The organism is Arenibacter nanhaiticus (genome assembly GCF_900141935.1).
GTDB classification, from domain to species: Bacteria; Bacteroidota; Bacteroidia; order Flavobacteriales; family Flavobacteriaceae; genus Arenibacter; species Arenibacter nanhaiticus.
Window position 1 is genome coordinate 175,166 of sequence record NZ_FQYX01000001.1, and the last position, 25,676, is coordinate 200,841.

At 41.0% G+C, this 25,676-nt stretch carries 22 protein-coding genes; 15 read left to right on the forward strand and 7 right to left on the reverse strand.

Annotated features, from left to right (window positions below):
- Positions 1–33 precede the first annotated feature (33 nt).
- From BUA16_RS00760 to hemA, 5 genes are all read right to left on the reverse strand, one after another.
- Positions 34–795: an EI24 domain-containing protein gene (locus tag BUA16_RS00760; RefSeq protein ID WP_072762834.1), complete on the reverse strand. Its 762-nt coding sequence runs from the start codon at positions 793–795 to the stop codon at positions 34–36.
- 144 nt (positions 796–939) lie between these two features.
- The gene (gene hemE, locus BUA16_RS00765) at positions 940–1,968 is read right to left on the reverse strand and encodes a uroporphyrinogen decarboxylase (protein WP_072762731.1); all 1,029 of its coding nucleotides are present in this window, start codon (positions 1,966–1,968) and stop codon (positions 940–942) included.
- A 37-nt stretch (positions 1,969–2,005) separates the two neighbouring features.
- The gene (locus tag BUA16_RS00770) at positions 2,006–2,683 is read right to left on the reverse strand and encodes a uroporphyrinogen-III synthase (RefSeq protein WP_178338826.1); all 678 of its coding nucleotides are present in this window, start codon (positions 2,681–2,683) and stop codon (positions 2,006–2,008) included.
- 28 nt (positions 2,684–2,711) lie between these two features.
- On the reverse strand, positions 2,712–3,635 hold the full coding sequence (gene hemC / locus BUA16_RS00775) for a hydroxymethylbilane synthase (protein ID WP_072762733.1): 924 nt from the start codon (positions 3,633–3,635) through the stop codon (positions 2,712–2,714).
- The gene (hemA, locus tag BUA16_RS00780; RefSeq protein WP_072762734.1) at positions 3,632–4,888 is read right to left on the reverse strand and encodes a glutamyl-tRNA reductase; all 1,257 of its coding nucleotides are present in this window, start codon (positions 4,886–4,888) and stop codon (positions 3,632–3,634) included. The genes hemC and hemA overlap by 4 nt, the downstream gene beginning before the upstream one ends.
- A 204-nt stretch (positions 4,889–5,092) precedes the next feature.
- On the opposite strand from hemA, the gene BUA16_RS00785 reads away from it, so the two are divergent.
- From BUA16_RS00785 to BUA16_RS00825, 9 genes are all read left to right on the forward strand, one after another.
- On the forward strand, positions 5,093–5,983 hold the full coding sequence (locus BUA16_RS00785) for a helix-turn-helix transcriptional regulator (RefSeq protein ID WP_072762735.1): 891 nt from the start codon (positions 5,093–5,095) through the stop codon (positions 5,981–5,983).
- A 247-nt stretch (positions 5,984–6,230) separates the two neighbouring features.
- Positions 6,231–7,022, forward strand: coding sequence for a ThuA domain-containing protein (locus BUA16_RS00790; RefSeq protein ID WP_072762736.1), 792 nt, complete (start codon positions 6,231–6,233; stop codon positions 7,020–7,022).
- 249 nt (positions 7,023–7,271) lie between these two features.
- Complete coding sequence (locus tag BUA16_RS00795) at positions 7,272–7,961, forward strand: HupE/UreJ family protein (RefSeq protein WP_072762737.1); 690 nt, start codon at positions 7,272–7,274, stop codon at positions 7,959–7,961.
- A gap of 6 nt (positions 7,962–7,967) precedes the next feature.
- Entirely contained in the window at positions 7,968–8,615 is a 648-nt protein-coding gene (locus tag BUA16_RS00800; RefSeq protein ID WP_072762738.1) for a hypothetical protein, read from the forward strand.
- Between the two features lie 158 nt (positions 8,616–8,773).
- Positions 8,774–9,196: a GNAT family N-acetyltransferase gene (locus BUA16_RS00805; protein WP_072762739.1), complete on the forward strand. Its 423-nt coding sequence runs from the start codon at positions 8,774–8,776 to the stop codon at positions 9,194–9,196.
- A 139-nt stretch (positions 9,197–9,335) separates the two neighbouring features.
- Positions 9,336–10,280 (forward strand): tRNA dihydrouridine synthase, encoded by a 945-nt coding sequence (locus BUA16_RS00810; RefSeq protein WP_072762740.1) that lies wholly within the window; start codon positions 9,336–9,338, stop codon positions 10,278–10,280.
- 275 nt (positions 10,281–10,555) lie between these two features.
- A complete protein-coding gene (locus BUA16_RS00815) occupies positions 10,556–11,116 on the forward strand; it encodes a LemA family protein (protein WP_072762741.1) in 561 nt (186 codons plus the stop codon).
- Positions 11,117–11,206: 90 nt separating this feature from the next.
- Complete coding sequence (locus tag BUA16_RS00820) at positions 11,207–13,027, forward strand: DUF2207 domain-containing protein (protein WP_084668378.1); 1,821 nt, start codon at positions 11,207–11,209, stop codon at positions 13,025–13,027.
- Between the two features lie 101 nt (positions 13,028–13,128).
- Positions 13,129–13,590 (forward strand): hypothetical protein, encoded by a 462-nt coding sequence (locus BUA16_RS00825; protein ID WP_072762742.1) that lies wholly within the window; start codon positions 13,129–13,131, stop codon positions 13,588–13,590.
- Between the two features lie 92 nt (positions 13,591–13,682).
- Here BUA16_RS00825 and BUA16_RS00830 read toward each other — a convergent pair whose 3' ends face one another.
- Positions 13,683–14,528, reverse strand: a complete 846-nt coding sequence (locus BUA16_RS00830; RefSeq protein WP_072762743.1) for an N-acetylmuramoyl-L-alanine amidase-like domain-containing protein — start codon at positions 14,526–14,528, stop codon at positions 13,683–13,685.
- Between the two features lie 36 nt (positions 14,529–14,564).
- Entirely contained in the window at positions 14,565–18,164 is a 3,600-nt protein-coding gene (locus tag BUA16_RS00835; RefSeq protein ID WP_245795492.1) for a TraB/GumN family protein, read from the reverse strand.
- 254 nt (positions 18,165–18,418) lie between these two features.
- Between BUA16_RS00835 and hemH the strand changes: the two genes are divergently transcribed.
- From hemH to BUA16_RS00865, 6 genes are all read left to right on the forward strand, one after another.
- A complete protein-coding gene (hemH, locus tag BUA16_RS00840; RefSeq protein WP_072762744.1) occupies positions 18,419–19,450 on the forward strand; it encodes a ferrochelatase in 1,032 nt (343 codons plus the stop codon).
- Complete coding sequence (locus BUA16_RS00845) at positions 19,450–20,841, forward strand: MATE family efflux transporter (RefSeq protein WP_072762745.1); 1,392 nt, start codon at positions 19,450–19,452, stop codon at positions 20,839–20,841. Before hemH ends, BUA16_RS00845 begins: the two co-directional genes overlap by 1 nt.
- Positions 20,842–21,270: 429 nt before the next feature.
- Complete coding sequence (locus BUA16_RS00850) at positions 21,271–21,822, forward strand: CopD family protein (protein WP_072762746.1); 552 nt, start codon at positions 21,271–21,273, stop codon at positions 21,820–21,822.
- 351 nt (positions 21,823–22,173) lie between these two features.
- Positions 22,174–23,610, forward strand: coding sequence for a sensor histidine kinase (locus tag BUA16_RS00855; RefSeq protein WP_072762747.1), 1,437 nt, complete (start codon positions 22,174–22,176; stop codon positions 23,608–23,610).
- A 67-nt stretch (positions 23,611–23,677) separates the two neighbouring features.
- The gene (locus tag BUA16_RS00860; RefSeq protein ID WP_072762748.1) at positions 23,678–24,460 is read left to right on the forward strand and encodes an enoyl-CoA hydratase/isomerase family protein; all 783 of its coding nucleotides are present in this window, start codon (positions 23,678–23,680) and stop codon (positions 24,458–24,460) included.
- Between the two features lie 22 nt (positions 24,461–24,482).
- Positions 24,483–25,601 carry a hypothetical protein gene (locus BUA16_RS00865; RefSeq protein ID WP_317045377.1) on the forward strand — a complete coding sequence of 373 codons (1,119 nt, stop codon included), beginning with the start codon at positions 24,483–24,485 and terminating at the stop codon, positions 25,599–25,601.
- Positions 25,602–25,676: the final 75 nt, after the last annotated feature.

Genomic DNA, 25,676 nt, shown 5'->3' on the forward strand with positions numbered 1-25,676 from the left:
TGGATGTGATGGTCTTTAATTGCTCCATCGATATTAATTGGGGTCTGTTGCGATCTTATTTTCCATTTGTAAAAGCGCTACCGTTTTTACGGCTGCTGCCGTTACCGAAAGGGGCAACACCAAAATAACGCCTAGGACGGGGATAAACAGAAACAGCATAAAAACGATACCGTTGCCAATGGCTACTCCTTTGTTTTTTCTAACAAAGAGCAGGCTGTCCTTATATTTTAAATGACGTTCTAAGGTATAATCCATATTTCCAAAGCCGGCATAATACGCTTGCACTAAAAATAAAAGTACGGTAGCTACTATTCCTATAACGGGAATAAGTCCCAATAACAAAATAGGAAGGGTCAGTAAAAGTTCCATACCCAGGTTCCGAAGGTTGATTCGGATACCGCGCCAAAGCTGTTCCATAAAGGACGTTTTTCTATGGTTATGGCTGCTTTTTCCAAGAAGATGTTCCTCTATTTTTTCGGATACCGGGCTCATAAATGGAGCCGATAGGGCCATGACGATATGTTTGTATAGGATAAACCCAAGTAGTAAGATGAGTAGGCCTCCTAAAATTTCGCTGATGACCGTGAAGGTTTCCTTCCCCCTTTCCCAGATCCAGGCTTGGGAAATAAAAAGCCCTATTGCATCTGATAGGGAATAGGCAGCTGTGATGATGAGTGCTGCTGTGAGTAGGCTAATGATAATGGGAATCCAAAAATACTTCCAGAGTCTTAGGGTAGCAATGAGACGAAAAGTACCCGAATAAGCTTTTATACCTCCTAATATATGTTGTAGCATATTAGCCATTTTGCGTAAGCGATTGAAGAGACATCCTTTTATTTTTATCTTGCCCTAAGGCAAGTAAAAGATAAAAATAAAAGATAAAACGGAAAGCGCGACCCTTTTGCCGCCGAAAAGCGGCAAAAGGGTGACGCCCAAATATTACTGTTTATATTCTTTTACCGCATCTATAAAGGCCTTGGCGTGGTCTAGAGGGACATGGGGCAAAATGCCGTGTCCTAGGTTGACCACATACTTGTCCTTGCCAAACTCGTTGATCATTTGGGTAACCATTTTCTTGATTTCTGCCGGCGGCGACAACAATCTTACCGGATCAAAATTCCCTTGTAGGGTAATATTACCACCAGAGAGGTACCTGGCATTTCTGGCCGAGCAGGTCCAGTCTACCCCAAGGGCAGCGGCACCAGATTTGGCCATATCGCCCAAGGCAAACCAGCATCCTTTTCCAAATACGATTACCGGAGCCTCGTCTTTAAGGGCATCAACGATTTGTTGGATGTACTGAAAGGAAAATTCCTGATAATCTGTTGGGGAAAGCATGCCGCCCCAAGAATCGAACACCTGAACGGCATTGACTCCGGCTTTTACCTTCGCTTTAAGATAGGCAATGGTGGTATCGGTGATTTTTTGCAATAATTGGTGAGCGGCAATTGGGTTGGTGAAGCAAAACTCCTTGGCTTTATCGAAGGTTTTACTGCCTTGCCCCTGCACTACATAACAAAGGATGGTCCATGGCGAACCTGCAAAACCGATTAATGGAATGTCGTCGTTTAGGAGTTCCTTGGTGGCCTTAATGGCTTGCATCACATAGTCGAGTTCTACGGTAACATCGGGAACGATAACCTCGTCCACACCCTTTTGATCGCGTACCGGATTAGGCAAATAAGGTCCAAAATTGGGCTTCATTTGCACTTCTATATTCATGGCTTGCGGAATGACTAGAATATCGCTGAAGAGAATGGCCGCATCCATGCCGTAACGGCGAATAGGTTGTACGGTAATTTCACTGGCCAATTCCGGAGTTCTACAACGGGTGAAGAAATCGTATTTATCGCGAATAGCCATAAATTCGGGCAAATAACGCCCCGCTTGGCGCATCATCCATACTGGTGGGCGCTCTACTGTTTCTCCTTTTAAGGCTCTTAAAAATAAGTCGTTTTTTATACTCATACTAAAGTGCTGTAAGTCCTGCCGTAGCAGGAATCCATTAATTAATTCTTTTGGCTGTTAGGGTTTCAATGGCCTTTTCCAAAACACTTTCCAGGGTGGGTTTGGCGGCAATAACGATGTGTTTGCTGTGCTTTTGTGCTTCTTCTGCGGTGGTAGTCCCTATGCAAATAGCAATGCTTTCTTTGATGGCATTGGCGGCGGTATAACTCTGTACCCCGCTTGGACTAAAAAATAACACGGCCTTAAAATTGTCCTTAAACGCTACCGGATTTGGGGTGTTGTTATAGAGTTGTACTTCTTTAAAAGCGATATGGTGCTGGGCCAAAGCATTGGGGATCTCGTGCCTTCGTTTGTTGCCACATAAAAGCAGAAAGGACTCGCTCTTGTATTTTTCTACTAGTATTTGCGCCAGTTCTTTGCCATAGTGGGTCATTTCTACCACTTCAAGGCCATTTTCTTCTAGCAAGGCCTTGGTTTTTTCCCCTACACAGAAGGCCTTGGGTAAGGCGTTTTGGGAGTGGGGGGAAAGGGCGCGTTGCCCTAGATAGGCATTTACAGTATTTTGACTGGTAAATATTAAGTTGGGGCACTGTTGGTCTATGGTAAAATCCTTGAAGGTTATGGTTATGGCGTCGTAATCCACTACCGGTATTTGGGCGTGGCCAAGCAACTCCTTTTGGGATGCACTAAGCTTTTTGGTAGATAGTACAGACATAGACATAGGTAAAAAATTAGTGCTGAGGTTAAGCCTTTTCGTTGGCTAAATTCGTTTTTATATCGGCCATTAAAGCTTTTCCTCCGTTTTGTAAAATTTCGAGGGCCAGTGACTTTCCTAAGTCTTGGTACTCGGAAACGGGAATTGTTTTTTTAATTTCTAATTTTTGTTTGCCGTCTAGGGAAAGCAACAGTCCTTCAAAGGAAAGTTGGTCTTTGTCTATGATGGCCAAGGCTCCAATAGGGGCAGTACACCCACCTTCCAATACCTGTAAAAACTGACGTTCTACATGGGTACATATCGCTGTAGGCAGATGGTTTAGTTTGGCAACGGCTTCTTGTGAAAAGGGGTCATTTTGCATGCAAACAACCACCATAGCACCTTGCGCAGGGGCAGGAACCATCCAGTCTAGTTCCAAATATTTTTCTGGCAGGACATTGATACGTTCTAGGCCTGCTTTGGCAAAAATGGCTGCATTCCAGGAATTTTCCTGTAATTTTTGCAAGCGGGTGTTTACGTTGCCGCGGATATCTTCTACGGAATGTGTGGGGTATTTGTTAAGCCATTGGGCTTTTCTTCTAAGGCTTCCAGAAGCAATAGTGCCGGTTCCGTTTAAAAAATCGAGCTCCTTGTACACTAAAATGTCGCGGGTATTGGCACGTGGCAATACGGCGGTTTGTACAATGCCTTTGGGCAATAAGGTGGGTACGTCTTTCATGGAATGTACCGCAATATCGACCTGAGCGTTGATCATGGCAACATCTAGGGTTTTGGTGAAAATCCCGGTGATACCTAGTTCGTACAAGGGTTTGTCTAATAACAAGTCACCGGTAGATTTAACGGAAACGATCTCTGTTTTATATCCTAAGGCCTCTAGTTGTTGTTGTACGGTAGTGGCTTGCCAAAGAGCCAGTTGGCTATCTCTGGTGCCAATTCTTATTGTTTTACTCATTTAGATTCTGGTTCTAGTTGAAAAACTCTTTGGATAAGGTCTAAACTGGTATCGGAATCTACTTCGTTATCTTTTAAATGATTGGCGAACTGTTTCGTGATTTTTTGAATGATGCGGTCTGTGATGATATCGGCATGATCTGCATTAAAATCTGAAAGTTTTTTACTCTGAAAATCTAGCTCCTCATCTTTCATCGTCTTTAATTTTTTCTTTAAAGCCTTGATGATGGGGGCAAATTTCCTGGTTTCCAACCACTTGATGAATTCTTCTTTTACCTCGTTTATAATGAGCTCTGCATGGGGCACGAATTGTTTTCTGCGTTCCAGGGTGTCATCAGTCATTTGCGAAAGATGGTCTAAATGTACCAAGCTAACATTCTCTAGTTCCGTGACATCCTCAGACACGTTTTTGGGAATCGAGAGGTCAAGGATCAACAACGGTTTTTTGGTATGTATAAGTTCCTTGGAAATGGTAGGCGAATGTGCTCCGGTGGCTACAATTAGAACATCCGTATTTCGGATTTCGGCCTGTAGGTCCCCGTAATTTTTAACCACCAAATTAAACTTGCCCGCAATTTTCTCGGCCTTGTCCTTGGTACGGTTAATAAGGGTGATATGGGAGTTTTTGGTATGTTTTATAAGGTTTTCGCAAGTGTTTCTTCCAATTTTTCCGGTCCCGAACAATAAGATATTCTTTTCGGAAATATCCGGAACGTTTTTGGTGATGTATTGTACAGAGGCAAAAGCTACCGAGGTAGCTCCCGAAGAAATTTCAGTTTCATTTTTGATACGCTTGCTCGCTTGGATGACAGAATTGCACAGGCGCTCGATGAAATGATTGGTCAATTCTTGTTTTTTAGAGCGATAAAAACTCTGTTTTAATTGACTGATGATTTCAAAATCGCCCAATATTTGGCTATCGAGGCCAGTACCCATCCTAAATAGGTGGTTGATGGCTTCGTTATTCTTGTATACGTAGGCAACATCTTGAAATTCTTCTATAGAACCAAGGGTATTGTCACATAACAATTTTATAAGCTGAAAGGGGTGCTGGGCAAAACCGTGTAATTCTGTTCTGTTACAAGTAGAGGTTACCAATAGGCCGTCTAAGCCTATTATTTTGGCTTGTTCTAAAAGTAGGTTCATGGCATTTTCGTCTAAACTGAATTTGCCTCTTACCTCCGCGTCGGCCTTTTTGTAATTAAGGCCTATGGTATAGAACGAACTGTGTTTGGATAAATTATAATGTTTCATAAAAACTCTTCAGAGCAAGCACAAAAATAATGGCATCGTTTGGATAAAAGTAACGCTAGAAGAACAATTAGTGTCGTTTGTGGTTTTTTAACGATAATTTAGGGCCGAAGTCCCTAAAATAGGCTACTTTAGCAGTAGTCCGAGTACTTGTTCGGGCCTTAGTTTAGAACAGTTCTAAATAGTTTGAATTTATAAAAAGGCAAAATGGAAGCAGAAAATGTCGCTAAAGGTTCTTTTGAGGAGGTGTATATCGAAGACGGATTTTATGTGCTTAAAATACAGAACGACAGTATTGATAGTCAGAAGGTTACGCGCGATATTGATAGCTCCTTTATCCAATTTCATTTTTGTTTAAAGGGGAGTGCTAAATTTGTCTTTAATGAGGGGCGTTATGCCTTGGAGGTGACCGAGGAGAACAGCTTGCTATTGTATAATACGGAGGTAGATTTGCCCTTAAATTTGATATTACAGCCAAAATCTTGGTTGGTGTCTATTGTGATGACCATCCGGAAATTTCATTCCTTATTTTCCAAGGAGGCCGATTATATCCCTTTTTTAAGTGCCGATAACAAGGACAAAAAATACTATGCGCAAGAAAAGGTTTCACCTGCCATTGCCGTAATCCTTAGCCAGATGATGAATTACAATTTGCATCGCTCTATAAAAGAACTGTATATAAAAGGAAAGGTTTACGAGCTTATATCCCTTTATTTTAACAAGAACGAAGATGCCGATGTAGAGCAATGTCCTTTCTTGGTCGATGAGGATAATGTTAAGCGTATCCGAAAGGCCAAAGAAATTATGATTTCTAGAATGACCGAACCTCCGACCTTATTGGAGCTGTCCGAAGAAATAGGATTGAGTCTTAAAAAATTAAAAGAGGGGTTTAAACAAATATATGGCGATTCGGTATTTAGTTTTTTATTTGATTATAAGATGGAATACGCTCGTAAAATGCTAGAATCCGGAAAACACAATGTCAATGAAGTTGGACTGAAGGTGGGGTATAGTACCGCAAGTCACTTTATTTCGGCCTTTAAAAAGAAGTATGGGACAACCCCTAAAAAATATTTAATGTCCTTGGCTAATAGTTAATCTGTTGATTTGTAAAGATTTAGGTGTGTGTCGGAAAAAATTGCCTTTACAGGAAAACGGGGCTTTAATGTGAAGCAAACAAACGGATGCTATGATAAACAGATATCTTTCCCTATCAACGTTAATATGTTACAGAAAATCGAATTATAACGGCTTTTCCTGTTAACTACTGTAATTAAAGGGTCTTGTGACCTAAAAATAGTCGTAAAATTCCGATATTTAGCATTCACTATATAATAACGAACTTATGAGACGTCTATTCAGGAATTTGACTTTTTTAATAGCGGCTGCCATGTTTACTGGGTGCGGCGGTACCAAAATAGAACAGCAGGTAGTGCTCAACCCTAATTTACACACTTCTCCTCCATTAAACTTACCTAGATTGTCGGCTCCGCAGGTGTTGGTTTTTACCAAAACGGCCGGATTTAGGCACGGCTCTATTGAAAAAGGGGTGGCCACTCTTGTGGAGCTAGGGCTCGATAATAATTTTAAAGTAACCCAGACGGCAGATTCCTTGCAATTTAACCTTCCGAATTTAAAAAAATATAAATTGGTGATTTTTCTAAGCACTACCATGGATGTTTTGGGCGATGCTGAACAAAAAGCCTTTGAACGCTATATTCAGGGCGGCGGTAGTTTTATGGGGATCCATGCTGCTGCAGATACCGAATACGATTGGCCTTGGTACGGGAAATTGGTTGGCGCCTATTTTGTAAGTCACCCAAAACAGCAACATGCCACCATACAAGTGGTAGATAAAACCCATCCCTCTACGGCGCATTTAAATGACAATTGGTTGCATTTTGATGAATGGTATAATTATAAAAACATAAATCCGGACCTAAAGGTGCTAATGATGTTAGACGAAAGTAGTTACGAAGGTGGGGAAAATGGAGATTACCATCCCATAGCCTGGTACCATGAGTTCGACGGCGGCCGTTCCTTTTATACCGGCTTGGGGCATACCGAAGAAGCTTTTGACGACCCCGATTTTAGGGCCCATCTGCTGGGCGGTATAAATTATGGATTAAGGCGATAAGTCTTTCGATTATTACGGACCGCATTAAAAGTATCTAAGCTACCGCTGAAGTTTCCTAATTGGAAGTTTCAGCGGTAGTTTTTTTATTAAAACAAAGCCGTAATTTTCACATAATTATAAGAATAAAACCTTCTTTTTATTTCTACATTGCGGCGGTTTTAAAGGCAACATCAAGAACACTATCATCGCTGGCCGGAAAAAAATTGGAAGGATATAGAAAGGTCTTGTGTATGTGAAAAAATACTTATTATGAATTTTAAACGGATTTTGGTACCCATCCTTTTTGCGGTACTCTTTTTGTTTTCGGCTACGGCCTTGGCCCATGGGGTAGACGATGAAACACAATCTTTTTTAATGGGTATAAAAGGCATTGCCTTTGGGCCTTTTTTGTACATAGGTGCGAAGCACATGATTACCGGATACGACCATTTGCTCTTTTTGGTAGGGGTAATTTTCTTCCTTTACCGTACCAGAGATATATTTCTCTATGTAAGTATGTTTACCCTAGGGCATAGTGCTACCTTATTATTTGGGGTGATGGGCGAAATTAACTTAAACGCCTACTTGATAGACGCTGTGATAGCCTTATCGATTGTTTATAAGGGCTTTGATAACCTTGGCGGATTCAAGCAGTTTTTTGGGGTACAGCCCAATACAGTGTATGCGGTTTTAATTTTTGGGCTCTTCCACGGTTTTGGATTGGCAACCAAATTGCAGGAGTTTAATTTTGATCGGGAAGGACTATTGGTCAATCTCTTAGGTTTTAACTTAGGGGTAGAAATAGGGCAGTTTTTGGCCTTGGGCCTTGTGCTGTTACTTTTTGGGATATGGAGAAGATACGATAGCTATTACCGTTTTTCCGTACTGACCAATACACTACTTATGGCAGCAGGATTTTTACTTTTAGGATTTCAATTAACAGGATATTTTACAGCGTAATACACTATGGAAACAACGAAAAACACCCCTGCGGTAATGGACAGGAAACAATTGATTAAAGCCAGTATTTTGGCCTTTGTTATAGGAGGTCTTGTTTTAGTAACCACTGTTTTGCCGGCAGAATACGGTATGGATCCATTAGGGACAGGCAAGCTATTTGGCATCAGTAATATTTATGTTCAGGACCATGAGATAGCTTCTGCCATGCCTATGCCTGCAGTGGCAGCAATGACCGAAAAGATTACCATAGACGATTTGGGGTCCCCAGCGGAAATTGTGAAACCAATAGAGGCCAATAGCCCGGCACCCGAAACACAGTTTGCCCTGCAAAGCAATACGTTTGAAATTGTAGTTCCGGCAAGGAAAGGGATAGAATACAAGGTGAATATGCTAAAATATGGCAGCACCAAGTACGAATGGTCTACCGTAGACAACAGTATACTCTATACAGATTTTCACGGAGAAGTAAAGGAGGCGAATCCGCCTGCAGAGGTATTCTATGAAAGCTATACCATTGTGAATACGAACAATATGGCAGGAACTTTTACGGCTCCTTTTGAAGGCAAACAGGGTTGGTATTTTAAGAACGATAACAATCACGATGTTACGGTAGTCCTTAAGCTAATAGGACAGTACGAGGTATTTATGCCATAACAACCTTATTTTCCTGTCCCTATTGGTCTTTAGTAAGGGCTTAGTGCTGGGAGAAATATACGCCCCTTTTCAGGGACGTTTTTATTGTTTTTCGGGTCAGGAATAGGGATATATGCGGTAAAGCTGTAGTTTTATACAAAAATGTTTACGCGCAACCCATGGAAATATTTAGAGCTACGGAAATTACCGAAGATATAGTAACGGCCTTTGGCGAACTCATTCCCCAACTTTGTCCAAGCTGTAAGCCGCCTTCTAAAAAAGACTTGGACGAAATTGTACATTCGGAAAATACTGTTTTGTTCTTGGCAAGGGAAAAGGAAGTTATTGGAGCTTTAACCTTGGTGTTTTATAGGATTCCGACGGGAATAAAGGTATGGGTCGAGGATGTCGTGGTCGATGAAAGTATGAGGGGCAAGGGCATTGCCAAACAGCTCACCCAGCACGCCATCGATTTTGCGGCCAATAGGGGTGTATCACAAATAGACCTCACCTCTAGCCCCACAAGAATTGCCGCCAATAAACTCTATCAAAAATTAGGTTTCGAAAAAAGGGACACCAATGCTTATAGGATAAAGCTTTGATTGGAGAGGCGTAATTTACTTTCAAAATGTATCTCGGGCCTATTTTTACTCGTGGTAAGGGTATTTTAAGCTATTATCTATTTTTTGTTGCTGCCGAGCAGTAGGATTTTAACCTATCTTTGCTCCTCCAAAAAATAATATGTCGGTTACACTTTTATCATCTCCTTTACAGGGATTTACAGACTTCCGGTTCCGGAATGCTTTTCACCATTATTTTGGTGGAATAGATACCTTTTATGCTCCATATATCAGATTAAATGGAAAGTTGGTCATAAAATCTTCTTACAAACGCGATCTGCAACCAGAGAATAATACCTCCTTGCACCTTATTCCACAGGTAATGACCAACGATGCAGACGAATTTTTGTTTGTCGTGAAGTATATTCAGGAGTTGGGGTATAAGGAACTCAACTGGAATTTAGGATGTCCGTACCCTATGGTCACCAAACAAGGAATGGGATCTGGGCTGATCTGTAATCCGGCAAAAATAGACCATATCTTAGATCGGGCACATTCCGAGACCGATGTGGTCGTGTCCATGAAAATGCGCATGGGGTATGAGCACAGCGAAGAAATACTCGATGTATTTCCCATATTGGCCAAGTATCCTATAAAAAATATAGCCATACATGCCCGTACCGGCAAGCAGTTGTACAAGGGAGGGGTAGATCTGGATGCTTTTGAACGTTGTATGGCCCATACAGAGCAAAAGCTTTACTATAACGGTGATATTACTTCAGTGGAGAAATTTCGCGAAATGCAAGCGCGTTTTCCGTCTATAGACCATTGGATGATAGGTAGGGGGCTCATAGCAGATCCTTTTCTGCCAAGTATGATAAAAAATGATACGACGACCTATCCTGAGGACCGATGGAAGATATTCGCGGAATTTCACGAGACTATTTATAGGGAGTACGATGCAGCCTTATCAGGGCCTACACCTATACGGATGAAAATGTTGGGCTTTTGGGAGTACTTCTCCCAATCTTTCTCCAATCCACACAAAACTTATAAAAAGATAAAAAAGGCAGGGAATGCTAAAAATTATGAGGCTGCCGTCAATGAAATATTAAAGAACGAATAGTACTCCGGTCGTATGAATGCTCTGGAAGAATTGACATGTGGTATTTTTCCTATTATTATGTGGCTTTTTACGAAATAGAATTCGGTCAAAATATTTCAGTTTTTCTTGGGGGAAAATGGTTTGTTTCAAAGGTTGGTACACTCCGTATACTGGGTATGTAATAAGGCTATTGGTCGGAAAATTATAATTAATCAGCTTATTTATTGGTATTTAGGAGATAAAAAACGTTAAATTAGTAAAGTGTTCTTATGCTATTAATTTAAAATCGTCTCCCTATGACTAGCTTGTTAATCATTCTTGGAATTGTTGTGATAGTCGGAATTTTCCTTGGAAGTGTATTTAATCGTTTTGCAAAAAACAGAAATTTTGTCAATGATGGCTGGAGTAACATCGATGTGGCCTTAAAACGCCGATACGATTTAATACCCAACCTTGTTGAAACCGTTAAAGGGTATGCAAAACACGAAAAATCTACACTCGAGGCCGTTATCAATGCCCGTAATGCGGCCATGCAAGTGCCAAAAGGAGATATCAATTCTCAAATAAAGGCCGAAAACCAATTACAACAAAGTTTACGAAGCATTTTTGCCTTGGGGGAGGCCTATCCCGATTTAAAAGCCAATGCGAATTACTTGGATTTACAAAGTAAACTAAATGAGATTGAGGAGAATTTGGAACGCAGCCGTCGCTATTACAATGGTACGGTCAGGGAAAACAATACCTATGGCGAAAGCTTTCCTGGGGTTTTGTTTGCCGGGATGTTCAAATACCAACATTTTGACTTCTTTGAAGCTGATCAGGCAAGCAGACAGAATGTAAAAGTAGATTTTTCCTAACATTTTGCCACCGTAATTTGTTCCTCATTCGGTGCCCTATCCCCTTTTGGGGGTACTGCCTGTATTGTTAACCCCTAAAAATATTGGTAAATGAAGAAAATCCTTCTATGCTTTATTAGCTTACTTTCCCTTTTTCTGGTGTATTCCCAAGAGACCGAGACAGATATTTTCCCTAGTCAAGTCTTTGAGAGTTCCCAAGAGTTTACGGTGAATAATTATACAGTAGAGATCACCATCCATGAAGAAGGGTATTTTGATGTGGTCGAAAATTACGACGTAAATTTTGAGGTGGATAAACAGGGTATTTTCCGAAGGATACAGACCAAATACGACCTAATAACGGAGGATGGTATCACGGAGGTGCGAAAGATCAAGATCCGGAACATAAAGGTGCCCAATTATAAGTTCGATGCCCCTTTTAATTTTGTACAGAAGTTATCGGATGATTTGGAAATAAGGATAGGGGATAAGGATGTAACCCTAATTGGTCCTCAGCATTACGAAATCAGGTATAGGGTACATAATGCTTTTTTGTTCGAGGACGCCCAGATCCGGTTTTATTGGAATATAAAACCCGAGGGTTGGGATGCTAATTTCCGCCAAATTAATTTTAAGATCCACACTCCACCAAGTATCCCTTTAAGTAGTGAAAACTGCTTTGTATACAGTGGGGAAAGAGGAAATGAAGATCCAAGTACGGAGTTTAAAACCTATTTTGAGCCGGGCGTTTTTTCGGGGAGCAGTAAGGCCGGATTTATCTCTTACCCAGGGCAAAGTGTAACGGTTCTGATAAATTTACCGCTTCTTTCCATCGCAGAAGAAAAGCCGCTATGGCCGTTTTGGGATCAATACGGTTGGGTATTTCTTATAGGGCTTTTAGTGGTCGGATTTTATGGGCTTTGGTTAAAATTCGGGAAGGATGATGAGGTGGTTTCAGCCACCTCTTACTATCCTCCTAAAGATATGGATCCGGCTATGGCAGGTTTCCTTATCGATGATAAAAGTGATGTCTCTGATCTTATTTCCTTAATTCCCTACTGGGGTGCCCACGGATATATAAGGATGGAAGAAATCCCGAAAAAGGGATTGTTTGGAAAATCGGATACCAAGCTAATACGATTGAAGCCGTTAGCTGTTGGTAGACCAGCCTATGAACAGAAAATGTTTATCGGACTTTTTGGAAAGGCCTTCAGTATTGCCGAAGATGAATATATAAAAGAAGCCAGGGCGGCTAATGCTATGGAAGATGGCCAGGCGAGCAAGACAACTGCTATTCCTCCAGCGGAAGTAACTATGGGCAGTTTAAAAAATGTCTTTTACACTACTATGACCGCCGCTCAGGAAAGTTTAAAGGAGAAAGCCCAGCCCTATTATGTGGCCGAGTCCAAAAAGGTGCAGATCATCATCTATATAGGTCTGGTAGTCCTCGGTATTGGGCTAGCGGCAATTGGACTATTTAGGTGGGGTCCCTTGGCAATGGTAGCCATAGTCATCAGTTGTATCGTCCTTATTTTCATCAATAAATACATGATAAAAAAGAATGCCGTGGGCAATCAGGTATTTTCCGAACTAAAAGGGTTTAGACGATTTGTTAAGGTGGCGGAAGGACCTAAATTAAAAATGTTGATTCGGGACGATCCAGGATATTTCGAAAAAACCATGAGCTATGCCTTGGCCTTTGGGCTCTTTAAAAAATGGACCAGGAAATTCGATGCCCTACACATTCCGCCCCCTTCTTGGTATAGGTCTAGCGGTATGAAGCACGGGAGCATGCATGGGTTTTCAAAATCTTTCTCCTCTGCTATGAGCAATGCGCAATCTAATATGGTAAGCTCGCCCAAAAGCAGTAGTTCGTCCGGAGGAGGATCTTCTGGTGGCGGCTTTGGAGGCGGTGGCGGTGGTAGCTGGTAAGGATATAGCAATAAATTTTGCCGCCCTAATAATAACTAATCCCTAGAAAACCCAGGTATAATGCCTTGTTGAAAAAGGAGGTATATTAAAAATATAACCGCATGGAGCAGCCTAAAAAAAAGACGACTAAATCGTCTGAAGATCATTTATCAGGGAACCATACCAAGGAGGTAAGAAAAGGACAAAAATTGGCACGGCTTATTTTTTTCCTTATAGCAGGGATCAATATTTTGATCGCTACGGCTATGTTTTTGTATTCTAGGATTTTTTCCCTAGAAAATGCCTTGGAAGCCATCATGAGACAGTCCCTGTCCTATGTAGCTTTGGTTACTTTTATTACAGGAACCGTTTACGTTGGTTTGGGCCTATTTTTAAAAATATATCCCAAGTTCATCATTTGGACGGGAATTTTTGTCATCGTTTTAAAATTGGCCTATAGCTTATATCTTAACGCCTATAGTTTTACCATGGAACCTTTTTTGGATGTCGTTTTTCTAATCGGACTTTTGTATGCCCTAAGATCATATTACCATTTTCAAGCCCCTCTTAAATCGAAAAAATAGAATCAAGGGAACTTTAGTTTAGAGAGGTGATTGTTTAACTTCAAAAGGAGTTCATGTGCCCTAGTTCCTTTTTTAAGCATATAAAAGGAAATTTAAAGAATCACCCTAGCCACCATAATTCCGGTATTGTGCTTAATCTTTTTAAGGTATTCGGCCAAAGGTAAGGTAGAGACCTCTACCTTTTTAGAACCTGTAGAGGCATGTAATAAATGGATCCTGCCATCGGCCTCCCTAGTTGCAATTCCAGTATGGGTAATGTCCAGTCCCTTTATAGAAGTGGTCAGGGCAATGATATCTCCAGATTGGATAAGGTGTTCCTGGGATTCAATATTTTCTTGCGGTAGTACACAAATAGGCTTCCGATTCAAAAAGGCTTCAGAGGCCTTTATTTTATCATAATTTTCCGCATTTTTTAAAAATGGATATAACTCCCTGTGCGCACTCATAAAATCTATTTCCTTCCTAATGGATCGGCCGCCGATTTCGGCAGTCATATCTTGTATGATCCCTTTGTTAGCATTGTCGGCAATCCATTCCGAAAAATAGTGCAGCCGGGAGGCATACCCAGCTAGCTTACCGTCTTTATACCGAATGGTTTCTAAAAGTGAGACAAAGTCATTAAAAGCTTTCTTATCTTGTCCATGCATCAAACTAAAGGCCAACACGTTTTCTACAAAGGTGGTGCAATCCAAGCCCTGTAAATTTATGACCAGGGCCTCTGTTTCTCCTATTTCCAAGGTTTTGGCAACGTAGGGAGTCGCTAGGAAGGTTTTGCCTACGGCGACCATCACAGCGCCGATTTCATTTTCTTTAAGTTCCTGAATCGCTTCAATTTTGGTGGCAAAGGCATTCTTGTCTTCTAGGGAGCATATAATGTCCTGGGAGAAACCTAGATAAGGAAGTAGGGCTATCAAAAAGAATCGTTGCAATAGTTTCATTTGTAGATGTTTATTGTTTTTTAAGGGTCATATGCCTTAATGGACATAAGTGCCAAATTGAGTCGGTTTCAAAACCATGGCGCGCTGCCGGTCCTTTAAAATATACTGTTCGGTAGATAATTCTATGAGTTGTTTTTCGGTAAGAATATCTTCTATAGGAAAGCCATTGTTAAAATAATGGGGGGAGGCGCTTATTTCTTTGGAGTTTTTAAATACCAATAGGCTTAAAGACATAGGATTGTCGTAATTGTCCTTGTCGCGTACTTTATAATAATAGCCTGTGTATTCTTTGGATGGGTAGCGCAAGTTTTTTTTCAGGAGCAGCGTACTATAATCCTGCCCAACTGTTAAATTGTTCCGATGAAATATTAGAGCTTCGGCAATAGCTTCTTGTGTTCGATAGGCCTCTGGGAGTAGGTGTAATTTTCCAATAGCTTTTAGTTTGTTAAAAAGCAATAACCTGTTTTTTGGGTTTTTGGCCAAATTTTCGATAAGACCATCTGGTATAACAGTTGGATTGTGTATTAGTTTTTCGTCATTCTTTGCTACCAAGGCAATAAAGGAGCTTTGTATGTTAGGGTCCTTAATAAAAGGCAATCGGTTAAAGAAGGAGGCAGTTTCTGTTTCCTTTAAAAAAGGATATAGTAACACGGCATAATTTTCTAATATTTCATAGCTGTTGTCATGTAATTTTGGCGTTAGACCGGTATCGGGTCCTTGTTCCGAGGCCATCCCCAATTGCCGCTTCAGTTGAATTTTCGCATCGTTTAAAATCTGGTGACGGTACTTTTGATACTTTTTAGGTTTTATCAATCCCCTTGTCTTTAGCTTGGCCAAGAGCGAAAAAATGGGCGATTTATATTCCTCAATGGCACTGTAATCCAAGATTTCGGGAAACAGTTTTTTTGCCAAAGGCAAACTGTCCAAATAGGGTTGAAAGATATTGTGTATTTCTTGCTTGCTAGATACCAAAGGTAGGTCTGTAGACATCAGACGCAATAACAAGGCAAGGGATTTTTCGTCCGATTTTTTAGAAATAGCCTGTAGTATTTTTGTTTGCGCAATAGAATTGCTATACGATTTGGCATAATAGGATTCAAAAAAGTCGGTGGCATCAACACCCTCTAGTTGAGCCAGCTTTTCAATTAAAAAAGGCTCTAAGTACTTTTGGTTGTCCGGCAAGTAAAATTCCGAAATGTAATATTTTAAAGAATCCTGGTCTTTTTTATCGAATTTAATGAACGGATAACCATCGTATAATATACTATCGTTTTGCCTTATCGCCTTAAAAAAAGCATCGGTCTTATCTTGTAACAGCGACCATCCTATAAGGGTATCGCTAGGGGTAAAGTTGTCGTAAAACTCCCTGATAAACCGGCTAGGGGTGTTTTGGGTATCTATGGTAGTCTTCACCTCATATAGCAAGCCTCCCTTTACAATGTTTTTTATTTTGATACCCCTAGAACTAGCCGTATCGGTCAGCACCAAATTAAGCTCATAGGTGTTCTCGTTAAGGGTACGGTGCGTTTCTTTTTCGATTTTAAAAGTGTTTTGGGCGTATATTTTTTTTCGTAGCGCCCAAACCGAATCAATATTCGGAAACATTAAAAAGTCGTGCGATTTGTTCACCGTCACCAAAATTGCTTCGTTGTTCTTGTTTTGATAAATGGTTTTTTTAGAAAAGGCACTGTAGGGTTTCGGTTTGCTGTGCTTATGGTGATAGTGCTGACTGTTTTCTACAAATTTTGAAGGAGGTACTGGGCTTATGGTGCTAAAGAACATGGCCGTATCCTGTACGGTTTTAAACTGTTCGGTATAATTGACGGCTCTTGTTGTAAAGGAATTAAAAAACCGGTTGGCTTGGGTACTGTCTTGAGTGAGGACACCCAAAAGGAAATATTCATTGGTATTGATACTCGTTTGCAAGTACAATTTTTTAGAATCTTTCTTGTAAAAATTGGCCCAAGAGCGAAGGTTTTTTTCTGTTGGTTTATGATAGGTTGGATTCAATTCTAGATCTTCATAAAATCTTGTCTGAATCTGTTTCAGTTCAAAAGTATCTGACTCGATAAAATTAAAATCGTTCAGCGTAGCCTTTTTTAGGAAATAGTAGGAAGCAGTTTCGGGATCGTAACCTTCAATGTAGCGATTTCCCTTGCGTTTCATATTTGTGAATCTGTAGACAGAAGGCATTTCAATGGAGAAATCATTGGCCTCGGGAGATAATACCTCTCGGTGTTTTTTAATATCCCTAAACGCTATGCTATTGAAAATGGTATCGGAGTACTGAAGGACATAATCTTCTCTTCCGCTCATTTTAAAAATTACGATTTCCAAGGGGGTCAAATAGATTTGGTAGCGTTGATGGTTGCCGTTTTTCAATTGGTTTTTAATGTCCAATCCCGGATAAGTAGCCTTGTCAATGGCTACTTTTTCTATAATCTTGCCAGGGATGTTCTCGTATAAAAGTTTGTCGATGGACTCTAAGGAGTAGGTCTGGTCTTTTTTTAAAAAGGAATAAGTAGGAATGCGATTCACCAATACATAACTGCCATTGGCCAAGTCCGGAGCGATATAGGTGGTATTGCTGTTTTCGGCAATAGGATATAGTTTATTGGGAAGGGCTATGCTAAATAAACTATCATCGGTACTCTGGGGGAAATATTCATTCTCCAATATTTTTCGCTCAAGGGAATCTTTCAGGGATTTTCCACGGTTACTGGCCTTGGAAACCAATGGTTTTACACTGTATCCTTTATCTCTTAGGAGTTGAAGGACGCCGTTTTTACCGGGTAAATGTGCCGCGCCAATGCCTGCAAAAACCTTGGCCGTTTGTATCACAGAATCTAGCAACCGAATCATATTTTTATTTCGGATATAGAGCATGTTTTTTAAATAGTAGTCGGTATATATGGCCTGGTCAAGAGAATCTATGAGGTTTAAATTACGTGCTCGGTAGGCATCCTGTAAAAGGGACAGGACATCTTGGGTCTGCATCTTTTTTTGCAGCCATTCGTCTGGTTTTGGTTTCATGGCGTTTAGATTGGCCCTGCTGACCAAAGCCGAAGATTCCTCTAAGTTTTCAAGGGCTACAATAGGCTTGTTATATTTTTTGCCCGCCTGATAGATAAACATATCCAAATAGGTTTCCTCCTCGAAGTTTTCCGAATTGTCACTACTGCGATACAGTATGCTATTGACAATACGGTCATCAAACGACAAATAGGAAGCCAGAAGTTCCCGGCTGGGGTTTTTTATAGAAAAGGGCCGCGTGTAAAAACCTTTGCTCACAAACCCGTTCCCATATCCAAGGGTAGGGGGGGCTATTTTGGAACGATCCTCCAGCCAAGTGCCAGGGTCCGATTCCAAGGCTATAAGTTCGCTATTGGCCAGGGCTTCATAGAATATATCGTCGAGCCTAAAAGCTATTTTGCTGCTGACATGCATAGTGCCGTACAGATAGGAAGTTTTTTCCAGTCCGTTGCCAGATATTTCCCAAAGCAGGCTCCTTTCCTCTTGAGCAAAGAGCCCAGAGGTCATTAAAATAAAAAGAAAACCAAACCAAAAACGCATAGAAGATCTAAAATAGGAATTAAAAATGCGGCAAATAACCTTAGAAATAAAAACTTCCCGCATAATTAACATTTTTTTATTTTAGGGTCAAATATACAGTGTTTAAATGATTTACGGCTAGCTAGGGCTACGGATCCTAAGGCTGCAGATCGGCTTGTATGTAGGGTTTATAATAGCGGTAGAAAGTAAAGGAGAAGCCTTATTGTGGAGAATAGTGTTTCTCTATGGCCCTATTGCCAAAGTATTTGTCCGTTTTAAATCAAAGTTCCCATACAAGTGCTATTTTTGTCACAATTGAGAATATAAAAAGCTGATAAATGAAAGGAGTTTTGTTGGTAAATTTGGGGTCGCCAGATAGTCCCACTGCTAAAGATGTGAAACCATATTTGGACGAATTTTTAATGGATGAGCGAGTGATTGATGTGCCCAATTGGTTGCGAAACATCATCGTACGTGGAATTATTTTACAGACCAGACCTAAAAAATCTGCCGAAGCCTATCAAAAAATTTGGTGGGAAGAAGGCTCGCCCTTAGTGGTTATTTCTGAACGATTTACCGAGAAAGTACAAAAACAGACTAAAATTCCAGTGGCTTTGGGGATGCGATATGGAAGCATGACCATTAAAAAGGCCCTTCAGGAACTTATTGATAAAGGAGTAGACGAGGTGCTTCTGGTGCCTTTGTACCCACAATATGCTATGTCTTCGTACGAAACCGTGGTGGTAAAAACCATGCAAGTGCAAGCAGCGCATTTTCCAAATATTAAGCTAACCACCCTTCCTGCTTTTTATAAGAACGATGAGTATATAAAAGTGCTTTCGGAGAGTATCGCCGAAGGGCTTAAAGATTTCGATTACGATCATATATTGTTCTCGTACCACGGTATTCCAGAAAGACATATCCGTAAATCGGACCCAACAAAATTCCATTGTAAAATAGATGGCAAGTGTTGCCAGACCAATTCGGTGGCACATACTACTTGTTATAGACACCAATGTTTTGATACTACCGAGAAGGTAAAGGCCTATTTAGGTTTGCCAGATGATAAGATAAGCATTTCTTTTCAGTCTCGTTTGCCCAATGACCCTTGGTTAAAGCCTTTTACCGATTTCGAATTTGAACGTTTTGGTAAGGAGGGCAAGAAAGGTTTGGCAGTGATTACCCCGGCCTTTGTTGCCGATTGTTTAGAAACTTTGGAGGAAATTGCCATGGAAGGAAAAGAGCAGTTTCAGCAAGCCGGTGGTGGAGACTACAAGCATATTCCATGTTTGAACGACAGAGACGATTGGGTAGCGGTTGTGGCCAAATGGATCGAAGATTGGCACGATAACGAAAGCCTTCCCGCCTAATGGCCAGGGTATCGGCAGAACAGTTGGGCAACGAGCCTATAGGAAAATTACTTATTAAACAGGCCGTGCCTGCTTCGATAGGGATTTTGGTGATGTCGCTCAACGTGCTGGTCGATTCTATTTTTGTGGGCAATTGGATAGGATCCATTGCCATCGCAGCTATCAATGTGGTCTTGCCAGTGTCCTTTTTTATAGGGGCATTGGGAATGGCCATAGGAGTGGGGGGGGCTAGTATAATTTCGCGGGCCTTAGGGGCCAATAACACCAATAAGGCCTTAAAAACTTTTGGGAATCAGATAACCTTAACGCTTTTGGTGACCACCATAATGGTGGCCTTAGGACTGTATTTTGTCGATAGCCTTATCCCGGCTTTTGGCGGAAAAGGGGCTATTTTTGAACCTGCAAAAATCTATTATGTCATAGTCCTCTTCGGGGTGCCATTTCTGGCGCTGTGCATGATGGGGAATACGGTGATACGGGCAGAAGGAAAACCAAAGTTTGCCATGATTGCCATGATCATTCCCTCGGTAGGGAATTTGGTAATGGATTACCTCTTTATCTATGTGTTCGATTGGGGTATGGCAGGGGCAGCCTGGGCAACGACCATCGGTTATGTCCTTTGTTTTGCCTATGTGCTCTACTTTTTCCTTTCTAAATACTCCGAACTCAAATTAAATAGGACCCATCTGGGACTAGACATCCCCATTCTCAAGGAAATCGGATCCTTGGGATTCGTTACCTTGGCTAGACAAGCCGTGATCAGTTTAATCTATCTTTTAATGAACAATATCCTGTTCACTTTGGGCGGAGAAGCCTCCATTGCGGTGTACGCCATTATAGCCAGGATGTTGATGTTTGCCCTGTTCCCTGTTTTTGGTGTTACCCAAGGCTTTTTGCCCATTGCCGGCTTTAATTATGGGGCCAAAAAATACCAAAGGGTACGAGAATCTATCAATACCGCTATTTTCTATGCGGCAGTTTTGGCAACGGTGGTTTTTATGGGGCTTATGATCTTTCCCTTAGAAATTGCCTCCCTGTTTTTGAGCCAAAATCCGAATTTATCGGAGCATGAATTGGCGGTCAATGCCTATGTATTAGAACATACCCCATCGGCAATGAGGATGGTTTTTGCCGCAACCCCCATCATTGCGCTTCAATTAATCGGAGCGGCCTATTTTCAAGCAATAGGAAAGGCGGTGCCGGCACTATTATTGACCCTGACCAGACAAGGGTTCTTTTTTATACCGCTCATTTTAATTTTGCCGCCTTATCTGGGAGAAGTAGGGGTGTGGATCGCTTTCCCCATTGCCGATGTCTTGGCTACCATTGTCACAGGCTATTTTCTACGGAAAGAAGTGCGAACAAAATTGCTAGCCGCAAAAGAGCCCTGATCATCGCCTACAACAAATCGAATGTTTGATTGATTCCGATTCGATCATCGAAATTTTAAAATACCTAAAGCTGTAATCAGAATGATTTGGGCGTTCCCTCCTTCGTCGGGCGGGCCCTTGTCTATATCCCTTGCTTCGCTGCGGGGATGCCGCCGCGGTCCCTAACGCATCAATTGGTGCCAATGGTTCCCAAGGGAAAAGAATTTGTCGTCTTAGAAACTATGGGTTCCAGGCATGATAAACATTAAGGCGTGCTACAGTCGAACCTTGTTTGTTCCTCAATTTCTTCTATTAACACGATGGCTGTGACGGTCTCGGTCCTAAGTGCGAACTTCTATTCTCAAACAGCCATAAAACTGCGAGGCTAAAGGCTATGTTTATGGGATATTACTATATTTACACCCCATTTAGGCTTAATTTTAAATAAGCATGTCCGACTACTATAACTACATAAAATCGCTTCACCTCATATTTGTGGTGACCTGGTTTGCGGGTTTGTTTTATATACCCCGTATTTTTATCTATCATATCGAAGCTAGTGAGAAACCTTCCCCAGACAAGGAAATTCTTACCGATCAGTTGCAGTTAATGGCCAAACGCCTGTGGTATATCATTACCTGGCCCTCTGCGGTCCTTGCAACGGTTTTTGCCATATGGTTGCTCATAATTTTTCCGGCATGGCTACAACAGCCTTGGATGCACGTTAAACTGGGGTTTGTGGTGTTGTTAATCGCCTATCACCTAAAAAATCACCAGATATTTCATCAACTTCAGCGAAACGAGGTGAAATATACCTCTAATTTTATGCGATTATGGAATGAAGGAGCTACCCTGATCCTATTTTCAGTGGTGTTTTTGGTGATTTTAAAGAATGCCTTTAATTGGATTTTTGGCGTGGTGGGGATCATTGTCTTAGGGATGTTATTGATGCTGGGGATTAAAGTTTACAAACGGATTCGCGATAAAAACCCAAGGGCTTAACACCCGGTTGGTACGGATAACCCAAGGGGAAGGCAAGACAATAGGAGTTTTGGAAGTTAGCCTTGGACCAAGAAATTAAAACCTGCGCAATCATTGAAAAAATAAACGAAAACCAAAGTTCCTATGGTAACTTCTTTTCACGTCCTATACGTGGCCCAATAATTGTTATCTTTAAACGGCCTACTGTATTAAAGTCGATTTTATCGTTTTAATTGTGGCATATATGGTACGCATCACATTTTTTTAAAATGCAAATCCACATAGATTTTTAAAGGAACGATGCCCGTTTAACATAAAAATAGAATACAATTGTTTACGAATATATCCCTAAGATCCCGAATTTTTATTTCCATGATATTGTTGGTGCTGATAGCATCGGTATTGATTGCGGCCGTTACCATTTACCAATACAGGGAACAATCTAGGGATTACCACCAGGATAGAATGTTGCGGAAGGAAGAACAGATTAAACAAAGTATAGAGCTTACCCTTCAAAAGACCACCTATCCCGTGACTACCGAAAATTTAGAACTCATTTTTAAGGATGATATCTATGAGATAGCATCGGTGCAAAAAATGAATTTTAATATCTACGATTTACAGGGCGGGCTGATAAAAAGTTCTAGGCCGAAATTTGAGATCGATTCCCTGTCCCTTTGTTTGGATGCCGAAGTTTTAAACAATTTGCACCGGGCTTCCAAAAAACGGTACGTGGAGGAAAAATCGACTGCCGGATATAATTATCAGGCTTCCTATACCTATATTACCGATTATCAGTTTAAACCAATAGGTATACTAAACTTGCCTTATTTTGAGGACAATTCTTTTAATGATAAGGAATTAAAAGAGTTTCTAATTCGGTTGACAGGCGTGTATGTACTGATGTTGTTATTGGCTATTGGTTTGGCTTATTTTATCTCCAAATATATCACGAGGTCCCTACAAACGATCTCAGAAAAATTAAATCAGACCGAATTAAATAAGCGCAACGAGAAAATTATTGTCGACAATCCGAGTCAGGAAATAGGAAAACTTATTGTTGCCTACAATGAAATGATAGACGAATTGGAGATCAGTGCCGCAAAATTGGCCAAGGGCGAACGAGAACAGGCGTGGCGAGAAATGGCCAAACAGGTGGCCCATGAGATTAAAAACCCCTTGACTCCCATGCGATTGAGCGTTCAAAGCTTTGAACGCAGGTTTAACCCCAATGATCCAGATATCATCCAAAAGGTATCCGAATATTCCAAGACGCTCATTCAGCAAATAGACACCATGAGCAGCATAGCATCGGCTTTTTCTAATTTCGCCAATATGCCCGCACAGCAAAACGAAACCTTAAATGTGGTGCATATCGTAAAATTGGCCGTCGATATTTTTAATGAGAATTATATTCATTTTTCTGCCGAGGAAGACCGTATTATAGCCAAATTAGACCGAACCCAATTGATTAGAGTGGTGACGAATTTGGTAAAAAATGCCAATCAAGCCATAGCCGATGTCGAAGTTCCCAATATCCAAGTGTCAGTGGCCAGAGAAGGGGAGTTTGTAAAACTGACCATTGCAGATAACGGGGTCGGGATTTCCGAAAAAGTAAAAGAAAAGGTCTTTGAACCAAAGTTTACGACCAAAACTAGCGGAATGGGGCTAGGATTGGGAATGGTAAAAAATATTGTGGAAACCTATAAAGGAAGTATAGAATTTAGTTCGGAACCTTTACAAGGAACAGAATTTATTGTTAAATTCCCTATCGCAAAGGAAAATGACAGCACGGATAAGAAGGCTTAACATTAGCGTGGCCTCCAATGTGTGCTTCATGCCCTGATAAAAGAAACAACCAAATAACACCACTATCATGAAATTTGAAAATTTAGATATTCAAACCCAAGACCGAATCGCAATATTGACCATTAACCGGCCATCAAAATTAAATGCCCTTAACAAAGCGACGATCAAGGAGCTTCACAAGGCTTTTGAGATGTTGGATAGCGAAAAGGACGTACGGGTTATTATTCTGACCGGAAGTGGAGAGAAGGCCTTTGTTGCCGGTGCCGATATTGCCGAGTTTGCTACATTCTCTATGAAAAAGGGCGCTCGCTTGGCAGAAAAGGGACAGGAAATACTATTCGATTTTGTCGAAAACCTATCCACTCCCGTAATTGCAGCCATCAATGGCTTTGCCTTGGGTGGTGGACTAGAATTGGCGATGGCTTGTCATTTTAGAATTAGTAGTGATAATGCAAAAATGGGACTGCCCGAAGTTTCCTTAGGGGTTATTCCCGGTTATGGGGGTACCCAACGCTTGCCACAGCTCGTAGGTAAGGGCAGGGCCATGGAAATGATCCTGAGCGCGAGCATGATCGATGCAAAAAAAGCCCTGGAATATGGATTGGTCAATGAGGTGGTGGCACAGGAACAATTACTAGAAATGTGTAAAAAAATGGCCGCCAAAATCAGTAATAATTCTCCGGTGGCCATGAGGTATGCAATAAAATCGGTAAATGCTGGTTTTAAATATAATATCAATGGGTATAAAACAGAAATGGAAGCTTTTGGCATTTGTTTTGGCACTGCCGATTTTAAGGAGGGGACGACCGCCTTTTTAGAAAAAAGAAAAGCAGATTTTCCAGGGAAGTAATGCCTACTGGAAAATTATGCCCATGAAATTCAAGAACTGTGTTTTTGTCCTATTTATTTTCGCCTGCCTGTTTAAAATAAAGGCACAACAATTGCCCGTCAGTTACCAGCTTGGAGAACAATATCACGATCGGTATAAATATTCCAAGCTTTTGGCGATCTCCGAAGATGGCCATGGAGGGACCATTTTAGTACGATCTTACTACACCGGGATGGTCCTTAAACCAAAGGGATACTTTATAGAACATTACAACAAAGACCTGGAATTAATTGCGGAGTATAATTACAAGCTCAAGGGGCCTTATTTTGTGAATGCCTTTGTAAATAATGGACAGCTCCATATGTTGTTGTTAGAATACAATACAAAAAAGGAATCCTATGACTATGTGGTGCATAAAAGTGCTATCAATAATTTTGATTTTACCCAACAGACCATTCTCTCTATTCCCTCCAAAGAGGTCGCTATTCCCTTAGATCACAATTATTACGATCGTAAGTTTTCGTCCCTGTTTACATCTTCAGTTTTTTTTAATGAAGCTAAAACGGCATTTGTCATCAGTGCCCAATTTAAAGCGGAAAGAGAGGAAAAACACATCATTTATCTATTTGATACTAGCTTAAACAAGCTCATGGAACGCGATTTTTCTCGGGAAATAGAGGAGAAAATATATGGATTTGAGCATATGGTCATATCAGCCGATCACGAGCGTGTGTATTTGGTAGGGAAGGCTTTTTTTAGGAAAAAGCGGTTTCAAACTACAGACCGACGGTTTCAGTACGAATTGGTACAAATGTCCAAAAATGGCCTCAAAACACAGTTTTTTGATGCTGCAGGGAAGTTTTCAGAATCGCTTAAACCACTGCTCCTAGACGATAAGTTGCTATGTGTTGGTTTCTACGCCGACAGAAAGGATAACCGTTACAACGGCCTTGCCTATTTTGATATTGATCCCCATGAGCTGACTGTAAACACCAAAAAATACCATCCGTTTTCCCAACAGTTTATGGAAGATAAGTACGGAAGGTCGGAGAAATTGGAAGTGAAAAACCTGATTTTTAAGAACCTTAGTGTCAATTCAGAAAATGAGATCCTTTACAATGCCGAGGAGTATTTTGTGACCTCGGGGATGCAAGATGGGTGAGCCGGTATTCGGATCAAAATAGATAGGTATCATTACAACGATATTGTAAGTGCCAAATTAACGGCCAATGGCGAT

Coding starts and splice junctions, on each gene's coding strand:
- BUA16_RS00835 (WP_245795492.1), bottom strand. CDS start 18,164: ATGCGGGAAGTTTTTATTTCTAAGGTTATTTGCCGCATTTTTAATTCC.
- hemA (WP_072762734.1), bottom strand. CDS start 4,888: ATGAAACATTATAATTTATCCAAACACAGTTCGTTCTATACCATAGGC.
- BUA16_RS00860 (WP_072762748.1), top strand. CDS start 23,678: ATGAAATTTGAAAATTTAGATATTCAAACCCAAGACCGAATCGCAATA.
- BUA16_RS00760 (WP_072762834.1), bottom strand. CDS start 795: ATGCTACAACATATATTAGGAGGTATAAAAGCTTATTCGGGTACTTTT.
- BUA16_RS00785 (WP_072762735.1), top strand. CDS start 5,093: ATGGAAGCAGAAAATGTCGCTAAAGGTTCTTTTGAGGAGGTGTATATC.
- hemE (WP_072762731.1), bottom strand. CDS start 1,968: ATGAGTATAAAAAACGACTTATTTTTAAGAGCCTTAAAAGGAGAAACA.
- BUA16_RS00810 (WP_072762740.1), top strand. CDS start 9,336: ATGTCGGTTACACTTTTATCATCTCCTTTACAGGGATTTACAGACTTC.
- BUA16_RS00845 (WP_072762745.1), top strand. CDS start 19,450: ATGGCCAGGGTATCGGCAGAACAGTTGGGCAACGAGCCTATAGGAAAA.
- BUA16_RS00855 (WP_072762747.1), top strand. CDS start 22,174: ATGATATTGTTGGTGCTGATAGCATCGGTATTGATTGCGGCCGTTACC.
- BUA16_RS00865 (WP_317045377.1), top strand. CDS start 24,483: ATGAAATTCAAGAACTGTGTTTTTGTCCTATTTATTTTCGCCTGCCTG.
- BUA16_RS00830 (WP_072762743.1), bottom strand. CDS start 14,528: ATGAAACTATTGCAACGATTCTTTTTGATAGCCCTACTTCCTTATCTA.
- hemC (WP_072762733.1), bottom strand. CDS start 3,635: ATGAGTAAAACAATAAGAATTGGCACCAGAGATAGCCAACTGGCTCTT.
- BUA16_RS00815 (WP_072762741.1), top strand. CDS start 10,556: ATGACTAGCTTGTTAATCATTCTTGGAATTGTTGTGATAGTCGGAATT.
- hemH (WP_072762744.1), top strand. CDS start 18,419: ATGAAAGGAGTTTTGTTGGTAAATTTGGGGTCGCCAGATAGTCCCACT.
- BUA16_RS00795 (WP_072762737.1), top strand. CDS start 7,272: ATGAATTTTAAACGGATTTTGGTACCCATCCTTTTTGCGGTACTCTTT.
- BUA16_RS00770 (WP_178338826.1), bottom strand. CDS start 2,683: ATGTCTGTACTATCTACCAAAAAGCTTAGTGCATCCCAAAAGGAGTTG.
- BUA16_RS00825 (WP_072762742.1), top strand. CDS start 13,129: ATGGAGCAGCCTAAAAAAAAGACGACTAAATCGTCTGAAGATCATTTA.
- BUA16_RS00820 (WP_084668378.1), top strand. CDS start 11,207: ATGAAGAAAATCCTTCTATGCTTTATTAGCTTACTTTCCCTTTTTCTG.
- BUA16_RS00790 (WP_072762736.1), top strand. CDS start 6,231: ATGAGACGTCTATTCAGGAATTTGACTTTTTTAATAGCGGCTGCCATG.
- BUA16_RS00800 (WP_072762738.1), top strand. CDS start 7,968: ATGGAAACAACGAAAAACACCCCTGCGGTAATGGACAGGAAACAATTG.
- BUA16_RS00850 (WP_072762746.1), top strand. CDS start 21,271: ATGTCCGACTACTATAACTACATAAAATCGCTTCACCTCATATTTGTG.
- BUA16_RS00805 (WP_072762739.1), top strand. CDS start 8,774: ATGGAAATATTTAGAGCTACGGAAATTACCGAAGATATAGTAACGGCC.